This is a genomic window from Sphaerospermopsis kisseleviana CS-549, assembly GCF_028329225.1.
In the GTDB taxonomy this organism is placed as follows: Bacteria; Cyanobacteriota; Cyanobacteriia; order Cyanobacteriales; family Nostocaceae; genus Sphaerospermopsis; species Sphaerospermopsis kisseleviana.
In genome coordinates, this window is record NZ_JAQMTI010000179.1 from 15227 (window position 1) to 29944 (window position 14718).

At 39.0% G+C, this 14718-nt stretch carries 14 protein-coding genes and 1 pseudogene; 8 read left to right on the plus strand and 7 right to left on the minus strand.

The window, feature by feature from the left end; genetic code table 11:
- Positions 1–35: 35 nt before the first annotated feature.
- Complete coding sequence (argZ, locus tag PN497_RS15060; RefSeq protein WP_096565332.1) at positions 36–2147, minus strand: bifunctional arginine dihydrolase/ornithine cyclodeaminase; 2112 nt, start codon at positions 2145–2147, stop codon at positions 36–38.
- A 439-nt stretch (positions 2148–2586) separates the two neighbouring features.
- Between argZ and PN497_RS15065 the strand changes: the two genes are divergently transcribed.
- From PN497_RS15065 to PN497_RS15085, 5 genes are all read left to right on the plus strand, one after another.
- On the plus strand, positions 2587–2862 hold the full coding sequence (locus PN497_RS15065) for a hypothetical protein (protein WP_096565334.1): 276 nt from the start codon (positions 2587–2589) through the stop codon (positions 2860–2862).
- A 54-nt stretch (positions 2863–2916) separates the two neighbouring features.
- The gene (locus tag PN497_RS15070; protein WP_096565335.1) at positions 2917–3123 is read left to right on the plus strand and encodes a hypothetical protein; all 207 of its coding nucleotides are present in this window, start codon (positions 2917–2919) and stop codon (positions 3121–3123) included.
- Positions 3124–3253: 130 nt separating this feature from the next.
- Entirely contained in the window at positions 3254–3484 is a 231-nt protein-coding gene (locus PN497_RS15075; RefSeq protein WP_190648942.1) for an HNH endonuclease signature motif containing protein, read from the plus strand.
- A 12-nt stretch (positions 3485–3496) separates the two neighbouring features.
- Complete coding sequence (locus PN497_RS15080) at positions 3497–3844, plus strand: toxin-antitoxin system HicB family antitoxin (protein WP_272110566.1); 348 nt, start codon at positions 3497–3499, stop codon at positions 3842–3844.
- Positions 3845–4118: 274 nt separating this feature from the next.
- A complete protein-coding gene (locus tag PN497_RS15085) occupies positions 4119–4418 on the plus strand; it encodes an RNA recognition motif domain-containing protein (protein WP_096565339.1) in 300 nt (99 codons plus the stop codon).
- Between the two features lie 117 nt (positions 4419–4535).
- On the opposite strand, the gene PN497_RS15090 is transcribed toward PN497_RS15085, so the two are convergent.
- Positions 4536–5564 (minus strand): NADP-dependent oxidoreductase, encoded by a 1029-nt coding sequence (locus tag PN497_RS15090; protein WP_096565341.1) that lies wholly within the window; start codon positions 5562–5564, stop codon positions 4536–4538.
- A 354-nt stretch (positions 5565–5918) separates the two neighbouring features.
- Here PN497_RS15090 and PN497_RS15095 point away from each other — a divergent pair, with 354 nt between their 5' ends.
- On the plus strand, positions 5919–6839 hold the full coding sequence (locus tag PN497_RS15095; protein ID WP_096565343.1) for a ribonuclease D: 921 nt from the start codon (positions 5919–5921) through the stop codon (positions 6837–6839).
- 257 nt (positions 6840–7096) lie between these two features.
- The gene (locus PN497_RS15100; protein ID WP_096565345.1) at positions 7097–7939 is read left to right on the plus strand and encodes a tetratricopeptide repeat protein; all 843 of its coding nucleotides are present in this window, start codon (positions 7097–7099) and stop codon (positions 7937–7939) included.
- A gap of 70 nt (positions 7940–8009) precedes the next feature.
- On the opposite strand, the pseudogene PN497_RS15105 reads toward PN497_RS15100, so the two are convergent.
- From PN497_RS15105 to PN497_RS15125, 5 genes and pseudogenes are all read right to left on the minus strand, one after another.
- Positions 8010–8258, minus strand: a pseudogene (locus tag PN497_RS15105) (cation acetate symporter); the annotation flags it as partial.
- Entirely contained in the window at positions 8258–8512 is a 255-nt protein-coding gene (locus PN497_RS15110) for a DUF4212 domain-containing protein (RefSeq protein ID WP_096565347.1), read from the minus strand. The pseudogene PN497_RS15105 and the gene PN497_RS15110, both read right to left, overlap by 1 nt.
- A 189-nt stretch (positions 8513–8701) precedes the next feature.
- Positions 8702–9361 (minus strand): hypothetical protein, encoded by a 660-nt coding sequence (locus tag PN497_RS15115; protein ID WP_096565349.1) that lies wholly within the window; start codon positions 9359–9361, stop codon positions 8702–8704.
- Positions 9362–9462: 101 nt separating this feature from the next.
- Positions 9463–10083, minus strand: coding sequence for a flavin prenyltransferase UbiX (locus tag PN497_RS15120; protein ID WP_096565351.1), 621 nt, complete (start codon positions 10081–10083; stop codon positions 9463–9465).
- Positions 10084–10303: 220 nt separating this feature from the next.
- Positions 10304–12658 (minus strand): ribonuclease R family protein, encoded by a 2355-nt coding sequence (locus PN497_RS15125; protein ID WP_096565353.1) that lies wholly within the window; start codon positions 12656–12658, stop codon positions 10304–10306.
- 1165 nt (positions 12659–13823) lie between these two features.
- Between PN497_RS15125 and PN497_RS15130 the strand changes: the two genes are divergently transcribed.
- Complete coding sequence (locus tag PN497_RS15130; protein ID WP_096572545.1) at positions 13824–14666, plus strand: hypothetical protein; 843 nt, start codon at positions 13824–13826, stop codon at positions 14664–14666.
- The last annotated feature ends 52 nt before the right edge of the window (positions 14667–14718 follow it).

A 14718-nucleotide genomic window follows, 5' to 3' on the forward strand; every position in this document is an offset into this window, starting at 1 on the left:
CCTTTGCGTCTTTGCGCCTTTGCGTGAGAAAATTCTTAACCTACATTAGCAACATAAGGACTCGTCAACTTATCCAACTGTTGAATTAACAAACTCAGAAACAAACCCACATCCGTAACCACACCTACAGACTCAATTGAACCGCGATCGCTCAATTTTGTCACCACCGCAGGGTTAATATCCACACATACCATCTTCACCCCTGCTGGTGTCATATTTCCTACACCGATGGAATGCAGCATAGAAGACAGCATCAAAATCATTTCCGCACCTTGAATGATTTGAGCATATTCCTGTTGTGCTAAAATCAAGTTCATTTGCGTATCCGGTAGGGGTCCATCATCCCGAATTGAACCAGCTAACACAAAGGGAACGTCATTTTTCACACATTCATACATCACACCGCTAGTAATTACCCCAGCATCTACCGCTTTAGTGATGCTACCAAAACGGCGAATGGCGTTAATTACCTTTAAATGATGTCGATGTCCACCACGTACAGCTACACCGCGTTTCATATCCACACCGAGAGATGTTCCCATCATATTTTGTTCGATGTCATGAACTGCGATCGCATTTCCCCCTAACAGTCCTTGAACATAACCTTCACGAATCAATCTAGAAAGATGTTCTCCGCCGCCCGTATGAATTACCACTGGACCAGCAGTGACAACTACTTTACCGCCAGCATCCCGAATTTTACGTAATTCCCAGGCTACTTGTTCCACCACTAATTCTACCCGTCTTTCACTGGACACACCAGAAGACATAAAGCTAAATTCCTGGGCGTTACGTTGTTCGCGGGATTCGGTTTTGCGGATGGTGCGGATACCTTGAACGTCAACTACTACCTGTTCACCAATTTCTAGATCACGCAAAATTTTACATCTAGCAACTAACCTATTGGCTGTACTAGAAATAGCGATCGCCCCATCCATGCGTTGATTTTCTACTTTCAGCCATTGTCCATTTACCCTTACTTCGGTAGGATAAATCGTACTGACATAGAAATCATCAGGAGCAACACCCGCTTGTAAAACTGGTTCGAGTTTTGCATCTCTTTCATCTTGGGGTAAGTCAACCGCACCCAAATCAATCAACTGGGATATAATCTCTTCCATCACCTCATGGGATGGTGCAGAAACCCTGACTTCTGCTGCTGAGGTGCTTTGACGTTGTTCTCCCAAGTTGAACTTGAGAACTTGGAAACTCCCCCCCATGTCTACGATCAAATCTAAAGCGCGGTTAATTAAACCCGCATCTAATAAATGACCTTCTAAACGAATTATCCGACTTTCGACTTGAGTTGTAGCGTGTACTTCTTCCCGTACAGGTTCAGTTACTCGTAAAGTTAAGCATTTAGCCGCACCACCAGCTTTGAGAAATTCAGTTAAAGGGGTTTCAATCACTTGAAAACCAACTTCCGCTAACCGTGATTTTAAACTATCACTGGCTTTGTTCATAATCACGATGCTTTCGATGTTCACCGCATTACAAGCAAAGTTAACTGCATCAGCTTCTGCAATGGCAATACGTTTTTCTGGTGCAACGCGCATTTCTATCACCCGGTTAGAGTAGGAGTCAAACGCACCGGGGTAATACAGCAAATACCCATTAGCTAGGGGACAGAAACAGGTATCAAGATGATAAAATCTTTCATCCATCAACCGCAGAGAAATCACCTCAATATCTAGCCATTTAGCCAAATAGGGGTGAGAATCTAACTCAGAACGGAAACCATACCCCGCCCATAACCAGCGCCCTTCCCTGTCTAAAAGCGCGTCACCAGCACCTTCAAAGGGTAAGTCTTTAGGAAGTGTGTAAACCTTAAAACTATTATTTTCAAACCACTGTTGAAAATACGGTTCTTCTCCTTGGCGTTCTTTATGTAAAAAACGGCTGAGAACCACATTTTCACCAAGAACTAAACCAGCATTGGCACTGAATACCATATCTGGCCAACCTTTTTGGGGTGTCACTAAATCGACAATGGCATGATCTTTGATAACATTGTATAATTTATTCCACTGTTCTACAGCGCGATCGCGTGATGATTTGTGAATATTCCCTTCCATCCACGGATTAATTACATAGTCTACATCGTAGTGGTCGGGAGCGCACATTAAAAACCGAATTTGGGAAACCATAAAAAATTTTACTTTGCTTTTCAGTAATCTCTTCTGGATACAGAGTTTTGGTGTTCTAAGTCTGTCAAATCTGCTACTTAATAGCTACCTTTTGCTCTTGGTAGGCTTTACAAGGATATCGTTTTTATTCTATTACTGCTATAGGGAAATAGAGGGGGAGGAGGGAAAAATGAATTGTGGGGGATGTAAACTACTGGCACTTACATTTTCAACTAACTCATACTGAGTTAATTTTTATGAAAATTTGTATTAAAAAAATAATTCATTTTATGTATAACGACTGATTGCAAAAACTTACACTGAATCTAAAATCATAATTGTCACAATTAAGCACTTACACACAGAAGAATACCTATTGCATGAAGCACACAGTCTGTTTGAGGATTTCCATATTAAAATTGTAGTATGACTTGATATTTACGAAATGGAGAAGATACCTATGTCAGCTAATCATATCTATCCACCAGAAATCAAAATTCTTAAAGAAGGAGAAGAGGTGCTGAATTTATGGCCTACAGATACAGGCTACCACGTTGTTATCAAAAATCAAAAAGGAGAAGTATCTGTGATGTCCATAAGTCTAGATGAGGATAAAATTCCCAGAATTAACCAAACTCCCAACTTAATTATTACTCACATGGATGAAGCTGGCATCGCAGAAGTAGTTACTAAGCAAGAAACACCAAACGGCACAGTAACAATGTCTAATTTCTAGAATATAGTGTCATGTAGTTTTGTATTTTGTATCCACTCAATCAAGGTGTTAACCATGTCCAATAAATCAGATAGAAATAGAGCGATTAATGTCAGAATTGATATGTTAACAGAAACGGAACAAGAACAGCTTGCGAGTGGAATTAAAAAACTAAAAAAGCAAATTGCTCCTGAAGCAAGAGGTACAATAGTTGAAGGTAATATGAAATCTCTTCCTGCTAAGGAATCGAAATTACTGGATTCAAGTGACAGTAATGAATAATTACTTTTAGTTATATGTTATGAATTAAATTTCATCCTCTCCTGTTCTGTCAATTAAAAATAAATAATTGAAAACATCTAGAATAGGGGAGGAAATAATTTTTGATTGATAAGTTATCAGGAACATCGAAATGGGAAAAAAAAGATCTTACGAACATAGAAAAGTGCAAAAGGAAGTAAAAGAAGTTGATGGATACCAGTGTATGGTTTGTGGAAAAATAACACAACAAGCGCATGGACATCATCTGATTCCTTACAGTGAAGGAGGAGAGGCTGACCTGCAAAATATGATCACTTTCTGCCCAGAGTGTCACCGTAAATATCATAGTGGTGAATTGAATATAGATATTGATAGGTTTTGATTTAGTGGGATAATGATCAGTCAATTAACATTGAGATTACCAGCTACATTACACCAACATTTAATCAAATTAGCTGAAACTGAAGGTATTTCATTAAATCAATATATAGTTTATGCTTTAACCCGCCAAGTTGTATCCACAGATTTTATTCAAGCAACACCAGAAAAGGAAATAAATGAACAGGAACAAAGTTTTCAAACACTACTACAAAGACTAGGAAAAGCCTCTGAAGGTCAAATTCAATCAGTTTTAGCTGAACGTGAAGTTGTAGAACCAGAAGAAGAATTAAGTAATGAAATTATCGCTTCTCTTCAACAAAAAATAAATAACGCAATCAACAAAGGACACAATAACCAATAAAAATAAAGAATTTTATATAAGCGTTACCGGATTAGGCGTTAATGTAATCAGCTTGAACCGATAAAGTTACTTAGATTTTAATTGTTCACGTAACGATATATAACAGTTTTGGTTACTTCCTCTCCGAAAGTTAATTTCCGTGCCATGATGGGAGGTGAGAAGTAATTCGGCGACGGCGTTTGTTTTTAATATTGATAGGTTTTTTCCTTTTGGTACTTACAGACTTTTCTCCGAAATCTAAATCTCTACACTTTTATGATTTTGGAGAAAATCTATGTCAATTTATGTAGGCAACCTCTCTTATGAAGTTACCCAAGATACTCTAACTGCGGTTTTTGCAGAATACGGTTCTGTAAAGCGCGTTCAACTACCTACAGATCGTGAAACAGGAAGACTGCGCGGTTTTGGGTTTGTGGAAATGAGTACAGATGAAGAAGAAACATCTGCTATTGATGCCCTTGATGGTGCTGAGTGGATGGGAAGAGATTTAAAAGTTAACAAAGCTAAACCCAAGGAAGATAGAGGTGGTGGTAATCGCAGTGGTGGTGGTGGTTATAATCGCAATCGCTACTAAGTTATAAAATCAAGCATTTTTGCTAATGCAATAGTTTTAGCAAATTAATTGAATTAATTAAAGGCTCAGGTATGACAAAATAGTAATACTTGAGCCTTTTTAATGAATAATCTCAGATTAGGGCTGTTCAGAAATCTGCACAATTAATTTACCCATTTTTTCACTATTAAAAAGTTTGAGAATAGCTGTAGGTGCATTTTCCAAACCCTGGACAATTTCTTGCTGATATTTAAGTTTTCCCTGTTGTATCCATTGTCCCATCTCCCTAAAAGCAAGATCCCATTGACTCACATAATCAGTGACAATGAAACCTTTTATTAACACCCGCTTCATTAAAATCTGACTGAAATTATAAGGTCCAGGTAAAGGTTCTTCAGTATTATAAGTAGAAATCAAACCACAAAGAGGAATGCGGGCATTTAAATTCACTTGTGTTAAAACAGCGTCCAGAATTTCCCCACCAACGTTTTCAAAATAGATATCAATTCCATTGGGACAAGATGCAGCTAAAGCGGGACTTAAATCTGCGGTTTTATAATTTATTGCAGCATCAAAACCCAGTTCTTCTAATAAATAGCGACATTTTTCATCGGAACTGGTGATCCCCACTACACGACAACCTTTAATTTTCCCTATTTGTCCGACTAATGAACCTACAGCACCAGAGGCCGCTGAGACTACCAAAGTTTCTCCTGCTTGAGGTTTTCCTATATCTAAAAGTCCAAAATAAGCGGTGCAACCAATAAAGCTAAGAACTGCCATAAAAGCAGTGAGGGGAACTGTTAAGGGTTGGGGAATTTTGGTGATGTAAGGAAGATTTCCAGTAGTAATTAAAGCGTAATCTTGCCATCCTAACAGTCCAGAAACGAGATCCCCCCGTTGAAAGTTGGGATTTTTAGATTCTTCCACTATACCCAGAACTAAACCACGCATGACTTCCCCAATTTCCACAGGTGGCATATACTGGGGGCGATCGCTCATCCAAATGCGATGGGTAGGATCTAAGGAAAGATAGATATTGCGGATCAGTATTTCGCCTGCTTTTGGTGTGGGAATGGGTTCTTGACGATACTCAAAGTCACTTACTTTGATGTCACCCACAGGACGAGATGCTAAACGCCATTGACGATTAATAGATGATTTCATAAATTTGAGTTTGTTTGTCAGGATTTTTGCAGATTAGCAAGAATTTTTATTAAAACTTAGCATAATTATCGGGCAGTAAGTAAGGGCAAAATGTCAGCATTCAGCCGTCAGCCAGAAACTGAAAAGTATCAGTAATAGGCTATAATCTACTCTCATGAACACTGATATAAGTTAACAAAACTATGCATCTTTTTACTAACTCAGTCTTACTCAAGACAAAAGCTGTTAGCGTAGCGTGGCGTAGTCATTTACTGATTACTGATAGCTGAATACTTACGGCAACATTAGTCACAAAATGTTAATTTATCAAAATATAACTAATTATAACTAAGTTAAACTGCTCTACATCTACCAATGCCTTATCTTACTACTGCTGCGGAAATCCGTTCTCAAATTGCTAAATACACCAAATCTAAAACTCTTTGGATAGATACAGAAGTGGCTGATTATAAAAGTCGTAATCCTCGATTATCCCTGATTCAAATATTGGATCATCCTCAAGATATGACTGGTGACAGTGTTTATATTTTGGATGTTTTAAATAAGTCTGATGTGATTGCTGCTTTTATTGAGCAAATCATGATGAATGAATCTATTGAAAAGGTTTTTCACAATGCAAGTTATGACTTGAAACTTTTAGGCAATAAAAAAGCCAAAAATATCACTTGTACTTTAGAAATGGCTAAGTCCATACCATATCATATTCTACCATTGCCTAATTATCAACTGAAAACTTTAGGTAATGTGTTGTGTAATTTTTATGGTATTGATAAACAGGAACAAGGTAGCGATTGGGGTATAAGACCTTTAAGCGATGAGCAATTAGAATATGCTTATTTTGATTGTATTTATCTGGCTCAAGTACATTCAAAATTATTAGCTTTACAGTCTCAAGTTATTACAAAACCAGAAACGGAAGATTTATCTGTACTTTCCCAAAAATATACAGAAGTGGAACAGCAAAAAAAACTGATTAATTCTGAATTTGATTATTTACAAGAAAGATTAAAAAAAGCGATGCAAATTCAAAATGTATCGGAAACTGAATATTATCAACTCAGTGGTTATGAACGGAAATCTGTTAAGGTGAAATTTACGGAGTTGGTGAGATTAGTAGAAAATGAAGATATTGATTTGGATTTTACCATTACTTTAACTGAGAAATTACAAAAAGAATTAGGCAGAAATTTAGAACAATTAGATGTAGATATTGAAAAAACTTCTGTTTGGCGGTTAATTACTAAATCTCAGGAAGAAGATGTTAAAAATGATTAATGGAATGCAAAAGCCAGAATTTATTATATTTTGAACTCACAGAACCCTGACTTATTTAATAAGTCGGGGTTTTAATTATTTATATTTACGTAAATGTATCTTAATCAACATTTTATAAAAGCTGAAATAGAATTATTTATACATTAAATTTTCCAATTACTGGTTAAATTTTGAAAAAGTAATTCATGGAATCTATTAGTTTCTATTAGATTTTGGTAACAATTTTTTCCGGGTATGCAAGTGATTGATAAGAACTTATGAAATGGCAGTTATTGACATATAATAGACAAGTGCTAGGTAGAATATTAAAAATAACAGTGATTACTGTTTGCAGTGGAATTTTATGCATTTCTTGCAATCAAAATCAGGATGTTTTAGTAACAGAAATAGGGGTTAGTCCTCCGAACCGACTGACACCTAGAACATCCAAAGCAGGAGAGTTTTATATTCAGGGACAAAATCAGCACGCTAAAGGTAATTCTGAAGCGGCTATTGCTGCTTATAGTCGTTCAATTAGTCTTAATTCTCAATATGCACCTGCGTTTAAAAGTCGGGGTTTAGCATATTTTGATATTGGTAATAAAGAAGGTGCGATCACTGATTATAATCAAGCATTACGTCTTAATCCTAATGATGCAGAAACCTATAATAATCGTGGTAATGCTTTTGCATCTTTGGGAGATCAGCAAGCAGCTATTTCTGATTATAATGAAGCGATTCGTTTAGCTCCAAATTATGCCGAAGCTTTCAATAATCGCGGTAATGCCCGTGCAGCCATAGGTGATAGAAATGGGGCGATAGAAGATTATACTGAAGCAATTAGAATAGATGAAAATTATTCTGTTGCCTATAATAACCGCGGAAATGCTTACGCTGCCCTGGGAGATCCACAAAAAGCGATCGCAGATTACAATCAAGCCATTCGTTTAAATCCTAATTTTGGTCCTGGGTTTAATAACCGAGGAAATGCTTTTGCTGCTGCTGGAGATAAACGCAGTGCATTACAAGATTTACAACGGGCAGCAGCTATTTTTGATCGAGAAGGTAACAAAGAATTGTATCAACAAGTAATGAAAAATATTGAAGATTTGGGAAGGTAAAAAGAATAGGAGTCAGGAGATCAAGGAGTCAGGAGTTAGAAGAAAGATAAATATTCCCAGTCCCCAATTACTATTCTTCAAAACTAGGAGTGCGTAAATCTTCCACTAAAGCTTGAATATCTTCAGGAGGTGGAGGAGTAAAACGGGAAACTATCAAGGTGACAATAAAATTAATGACCATTCCTAAAGTGCCGATCCCTTCAGCAGAAACGCCAAAAAACCAAGGTGTCATTCCGGCAAATTTCACCCCAATAATATAGATGCTAGTGAAAATTAAACCTGCCAACATTCCCGCGATCGCACCTTGAGAATTTGTCCTTATTTTTTGATATTATATTTTCGGTCTAATTTATCCATTTGGAAAGCGTAGGTAAAAATCAAAACTACAAAAATCAAAATTGATCCTTGTTGTGCCATCCAAAAACCAAAAGGAACACCAAAAAACTTGATTGTGTTTAATGGTTGAACTAATAAAATGCTGAAAACTATGGAAGCTAAAGCCCAAATAATTAACAGATTTCTGATTAAATCAGTGTTAGCACGCCAATAAGCACGGCGTTGTTCTTCATCCATTGTTGTTATCCTGGTTGAATCATAGATAATTTCAATAGCCGTCATTATCTAACAAGAATCCAATTTTTCATGTTAATTTTTTTTAATTGAAGCAGCAATGATGGGTCAAATAAAACAGGAGTCAAGAGAATCAAGAAAGCAGTTTAGCTTAAAGCAGACCGAATCACAAATTTCTGTGTCATAAACTTACTAGCGAGGACGTTCATTATTATCATCAAAATCTTCCTCTTCATCTTCAAAAAAACCCCAATCATCATCACTTTGATCAGTAGTTGGGGGTTGATAAGGAGGGATAATTACTCGGTAATCAGCATCATAAATTGATTCGGTTTTTCCTACACCAGTATTTTTCGGTGATTGAGAACTGTAGGAGTAAACAGAATCAGACTGAGATACATTTTTCCGAGCTTGCTGATTTGGGTAGGGTTTCGGGCTTGGTGTCTCGGCTGGTTCTGCAAAATCCCAATCATCAGCTTGATTAGGATCTGTTTCCCAATCATCAAATTCATTACTGGTAGTGTAATCGGTTTCTGTAACTGGCCTGCGTGGGCTACTGGGAGGTGGTATAGTTTCTTCCCTGGGATTTGTCTTAACACGCGGTGCTGTTCTCGTTGACCTAGATGAAGATGCTTTTTCAGTAAAATAAGTAGTAAATTTAAACAAGGTGGTAATTAAAAAAGATGTTACACCACCAGCAGCAATGCTAAATAAAATCCATAAAGCCAGTGGTAATGGTTGAGTTCGCATCCCCAAAAATACTAAGGGGAGGGCAGGAGAAAAATTTTGAACTAACAATAGTGTTAGTCCCCCCAGCACCACTACCAACAAAATTACACGAATTCCAGCCATTTTTGTTATTAGTTATTAGTCATTAGTCATTAGTCATTAGTCATTAGTCATTTTTATCCAATCACCAGTCCCCAATCACCAGTCCCCAGTCCCCAGTCCCCTTAAATATGACCTTCCCAGCGTTGAATGGGAATACAATCAATATCTAGTTGATCTAAAGCACGGGCTACGACAAAATCAACTAAATCTTCAACTGTTTGGGGGTTGTGATACCAGGCGGGAATGGCGGGAACAACTCTAACTCCTGTTTCTGCTAAGGTGGTTAAGTTCCGCAGGTGAATCAGGCTAAAAGGCGTTTCTCTGGGAACAATCACCAGTTTACGTCCTTCTTTGATCTGTACATCTGCTGCCCGTTCTAGTAAGTCTGAACTTAAACCCACTGCTAGTTTAGCTACTGTACTCATGCTACAGGGGATAATGATCATCCCCAAAGTTTTGAACGAACCACTAGCAATACCAGCACCAACATCACTCCAAGGATGACAGCGTAGTTGACCAGATAGGGTTACTCCGGCTTGAGTTCGCCAAAATTGCTCTTGTGCTTGGGGATCTGCTGGCATTCGGATATTTTGCTCTGCTTGCCAAACCATGTAAGTTGATTTAGATGCAACCAGTTCAATTTTATACTCAGCTTCTAAAAGAAATTTAAGAGCGCGAATGGCGTAAATCAGGCCGGATGCACCTGATACGCCTAAAATAAGTGGTTTACTGTTATTGGACACGAAAATACCCAGAAAATTTACCTAAGAAGAATTTAGGAGTCAGGAGTCAGGAGTCAGAATGAATTCTGTGCAACTGGTGGATGAATCGGGGTTTAAAGCCCCCAGATTTATCCGTGAAGAAAAGAAAAAATTTTCGCGAGGTGTTACCCCTGACTATGCCTACGGCACGTCTACGACGAACAGGCATGGGGTATTCTGACCGCTGAATTCTGACTTCTCTTCATTCATCTTCACTATAGGGATCTAAATCAAAAGATTTGATGTGATTTGGTAAGTAAATATCTGTGCCATCTTCATTAGCAACACTTACTCCTGAACCTTTGACCATACCATCAGCGCCAACTGTGACTAAATCAATTTGTTGACGGTAGTAGTCTACACTTTTGACTTGTACGGAGACGCGATCGCCTAATCTATAGGAAGCGCGATTTTTCCGCCCAAATAGTGCTTGTTGTCTAGCCCGATATTCATACCAATCATCTTTTAGTGAACTGACGTGTACTAATCCTTCTACCCGCAAAGGTGTACTTAGTTGAGAGCCGATTTCTGACTCTGTAGCTGGGACTTCGATTTCTACAAAGAAACCGTAGGATTGAACGCCTGTAATTACACCGGGAAAAACTTGACCGATGCGCTGTTTCATCAGTTGGGCCTTTTGTAGTCCAGCTAAATCGGCTTCAGCTTCTTGAACTTCTTTTTCTCGGTCATTAATCTGGACAAGGACTCTATTTAAATCGCTTTGTAGTTCTTGTTGTAGTTCTGGTGGGAGAACGTTCCAGTTAATTTCCAAATGAGAAGAGGAGTGACGCAGGTTAACACGCTCTTTAACACGGGTGTTGCGGCGATCGCGCCCATATTCCAATAAGGCATGATATACCCTTTGCATGAGTAAATCTGGGTAACGCCGCAAGGGTGAGCTTATGTGAAGATACTGTGGCAGTGCTAAACCAAAGTGAGATCCTTTGGTGGTGCTGTACATAGCAGGTTTGAGAGTATCTTGCAGCAGGTAGGTAAGAACTTGCTCAGATGGTGATTCAGCGAAAATACCGGTTAATTGCTGATAATCTAGGGGTTGAATTTCCAATTCTGGATCAAGTGTTAATTCCACACCTAAATTAATTGCCAGTTTCAGCATTTCCTGGACATCTTCAGGATCAGGTGTACCTTGAACTCGCCAAATAGCAGGAACTCCCAAGGCGCTGAGTTGATCTGCCATTAGTTCATTTACCATCAGTACAAACTCTGTGATGAGCGATCGCACTGATGAGTCATGAGGTACTACCGCCCCCATATTACCTTCATCATGATAAGGATTTTGGCTAGGTGGTAGATTCAACTGCAAGCTACCGCGAGATAAGCGAGCTTGTTTGACTGTTGTCGCCAAAGTTGCCAAATCACGTAATATCTCTGTACTTTCAACAGATGCTTTTGTTGATTCACCATTGAGTATTGCTTCCCCTTGCTCTTTGCTTACAGCCGTATCAACATTAATCACACTCGGTTGAATTTCCCACTCAATCACTTCTCCCAGTTGGGGATCAATGGTGATGACAAAGGAGAGTGCGAGGCGATCGCTGTCCGGTATCAATGAACAACGTTCCCCTACCGCATCAGGTAACATCGGCAAAATTAAATCTCCGAGATACACTGACCTGCCCCGCTTGAGTGCTTCTCTATCTAATATCTCGTCAGCCTGAATAAAGTGAGATAAATCAGTAATATGAACAATTAACCGCCAGGGTTGACTGGGGTTTTTCTCTAAGCTAAAAGCATTTTCTACTACTCTATCGTCACCGTTTACCCCTTCTATCGTCAGAGTAAACAAATTCCGTAAATCTACGCGATCTTTTAAATCTGCTTTCAGCAGCTTTTTAGGTAATTTCGCGGCTGCATCCAAGACATTTTCTGTAAAAGTCCGAGATAAATCGTGTTTGCACGTTACCAAGTCTATATCAGCAGCGGCTTCAGCATCGCTACCCAGAATTTGTACCACCCGCCCCAGGGGTGGATATTGAGCTAAGGGATAACGCAAGACTTCCACATGAGCTAAGTGGTCGATAGCTGCGTCTAAGTTAATGCCATTGGTGAGCAGTTTCAATTCAAACAGCAAACGATCATCCAAAGGTACAGCACGGAAACCCCCTTCTACTTGCTTAATCCGTGCTAGTAAAGTGTGATTAGAACGCTCCAGAATCAACTTTACCTCACCTTCAGGAGAACGGCGACGACTACCTTCTTTTAGAACTCTCACCAAAACGCGATCGCCATTCCAGGCATTACTGAGATGGCTTTCCCGGATATAAATATCCTCCGAGCCTTCCACATCCTGAATTGCAAAACAAAACCCCTTACTAGAACAGCGGAGTTTCGCTTCAATCAGCCCCTCTTCTGATACACGACGATACTTACCCCGATCTTTGACTAACAGTCCAATTTTTTCCAGCACCTCCAAAGCAATGTGAAGTTTTTCCAAACTATCTTCATCTTCACAACCCAGTTTTTTTTCCAAAACCTTCCGAGCTACCAATTTATCATCAGTAAAATTGGCAAGAAGTGTAGCGATTGAAAATTCCATGCAGTGAACCGACCTTTGGTCAAAACATCATTTTTCGTGTAATCTGGTTCTTCCGCTTTACTAAACTTACTCAAATCTACCTAAAGACTTGCAGTTAGCTTCCTGCTTTACTTAAGAGTGACGGCACTTACTTAATCCACAGGCTTTTGGTTTGGACAAAGCTTGCCCTACCTTAGAATTTTAGGATTTTCCGGCTTGGTTATCGCCTAAAAGGTATTTTAGATGAACTAATTTACCTTTTTCAAAACCTTGTTTACTTAAATTTGAGCAAATTTAAGTATATTTAGGTAAAATTTTGAGTTCAGTTGTTAGCTCTGTATCTCCTCACAGCCAACAGACACTTGTTGCCAACGAATTACCCTAGAGTGGTCTCTCGTAGATAAGACAAGGCAGCACAAGTTCCTTTCAGAGCGAGGCTCTGCTCGGAATTCTCACTGCACGACCAGAATTCACTTGGGTTCAACCTTCTTCACCTAACCAATCTTACACAGCACTCCTGATACTCGATTTCCACCTGATAATTACGCAATGGAATTTTGAGAGATTTGGTTTAGAGAACTCTTCAATTTCCACTAGCTGATACAAAAGGCAAGTAACAGATGTTTGATTGTCTAGATTTCAACAGGTACTACCATGAGAATCTGAGTTTTAACTAGGAGACACAGCCGATTAACCTAATTTTCCCCTCTGTAGAATCGGTAACAATCAGGTAAGCAGCTGAACAAGCAATGAGGGCGAACCTTATCTTTATTATTGTAGATTTAGAGCGCACTTCCAGAAAATACTTCTAGACATCTAGTTGGGTGATTAGTATAGCATTGAAAGCAAGACACCTGATTCAGTCAGCAGTAACTAAAATTTTCTGCGAATTATGCACAAATTAGTTGCTGCTACAATCTTGACTGATGATCATAGCGCAAAAAGTCGTAGGGGCGAAGTAGGGGCGAAGCATTCGGAAAATAACCTGTGATAAAAATTAATAATTGTTCGCCCGAATCCTTCGCCCGTACAGGAGGCAGGAGGCAGAAGTTCAAGGAGTCAGGCGTATGGCTTCGCCACGCTTCGCTATCAGGACGTATTACCAAGTAGTTAAATATCTATATAAAATCAAACAAATCTACAAAGTACAAATAAAGTAAAACAGATTGAGATGGGTGGAAATATGATGTTGGCTCAGTTCCAGAGATTGTATCCTAACGGAAGTATTATTTCTGAATTAGTAGAGATTTTTCAAGGTAAATATATCGTCCGAGTCAGTCTACAAATTGAAGGTGTCACCCGTGCCACTGCTATGGCGGGATCAGACACTGTGGAAGCTGCTGAAGACCAAGCTAGAAATCGAGCGCTTATGGTTTTGGGAATCACAAATACAACCAGGGAAAATGCTGCTGTTTCTGTTTCCCCAGAACCTGTTTCCCCTGTAACCGTGAATCCTTCCCCAAAAACTACCACAGTTTTCCATGAATCTGTCCCTAGCACTGGTGATGTTGCCAGGGGTCAATGGTCACTGACTAACAACACTAAAAACGATACCTACAACCAAACTTTAGATCAAACTTTAGACCAAACTTTAGATCAAACTTTAGATCAAACTTTAGATCAAATAGATCAAAGTTTTTCTGAAACTACTCCCACAGAAGAAAAAATTGATACTTCAGCGCCTAACCTGAATCTAGTATCTAATCCCGAACCTGAACTTCAACCTTTACCAGAAATTCCTCCTAGTAATGTCACCCCATTTACTCCACGTAGTTATTCTTCTGTTGAAGATACTGGTTTGCGCTTAGGGATAGGCAAAACCAAGAGAAAAAGCGAACCAGTTAATTTATCTGATGTCATTGCCCAAACCGATGTCCAAATAGAACGCTTGGGCTGGACTAAAGAACAGGGAAGAGAACATCTCAAGAAAACCTACAGTAAACTGGGGCGTTCTTTACTGAGTGAGGAAGAGTTACTCGATTTTCTCAACTACCTCAAAGCTCAACCTGATCCTATAGCTGGATTTTAAAAGGAGGGGACTGGGGACTGGGGACTGGGGACTGGGGACTGGGGACTGGGGA

Bases quoted from the DNA above. Each gene is read 5' to 3' on its own strand.
- argZ (WP_096565332.1), bottom strand. From the start codon at position 2,147: ATGGTTTCCCAAATTCGGTTTTTAATGTGCGCTCCCGACCACTACGAT.
- PN497_RS15065 (WP_096565334.1), top strand. From the start codon at position 2,587: ATGTCAGCTAATCATATCTATCCACCAGAAATCAAAATTCTTAAAGAA.
- PN497_RS15070 (WP_096565335.1), top strand. From the start codon at position 2,917: ATGTCCAATAAATCAGATAGAAATAGAGCGATTAATGTCAGAATTGAT.
- PN497_RS15075 (WP_190648942.1), top strand. From the start codon at position 3,254: ATGGGAAAAAAAAGATCTTACGAACATAGAAAAGTGCAAAAGGAAGTA.
- PN497_RS15080 (WP_272110566.1), top strand. From the start codon at position 3,497: ATGATCAGTCAATTAACATTGAGATTACCAGCTACATTACACCAACAT.
- PN497_RS15085 (WP_096565339.1), top strand. From the start codon at position 4,119: ATGTCAATTTATGTAGGCAACCTCTCTTATGAAGTTACCCAAGATACT.
- PN497_RS15090 (WP_096565341.1), bottom strand. From the start codon at position 5,564: ATGAAATCATCTATTAATCGTCAATGGCGTTTAGCATCTCGTCCTGTG.
- PN497_RS15095 (WP_096565343.1), top strand. From the start codon at position 5,919: ATGCCTTATCTTACTACTGCTGCGGAAATCCGTTCTCAAATTGCTAAA.
- PN497_RS15100 (WP_096565345.1), top strand. From the start codon at position 7,097: ATGAAATGGCAGTTATTGACATATAATAGACAAGTGCTAGGTAGAATA.
- PN497_RS15110 (WP_096565347.1), bottom strand. From the start codon at position 8,512: ATGGATGAAGAACAACGCCGTGCTTATTGGCGTGCTAACACTGATTTA.
- PN497_RS15115 (WP_096565349.1), bottom strand. From the start codon at position 9,361: ATGGCTGGAATTCGTGTAATTTTGTTGGTAGTGGTGCTGGGGGGACTA.
- PN497_RS15125 (WP_096565353.1), bottom strand. From the start codon at position 12,658: ATGGAATTTTCAATCGCTACACTTCTTGCCAATTTTACTGATGATAAA.
- PN497_RS15130 (WP_096572545.1), top strand. From the start codon at position 13,824: ATGTTGGCTCAGTTCCAGAGATTGTATCCTAACGGAAGTATTATTTCT.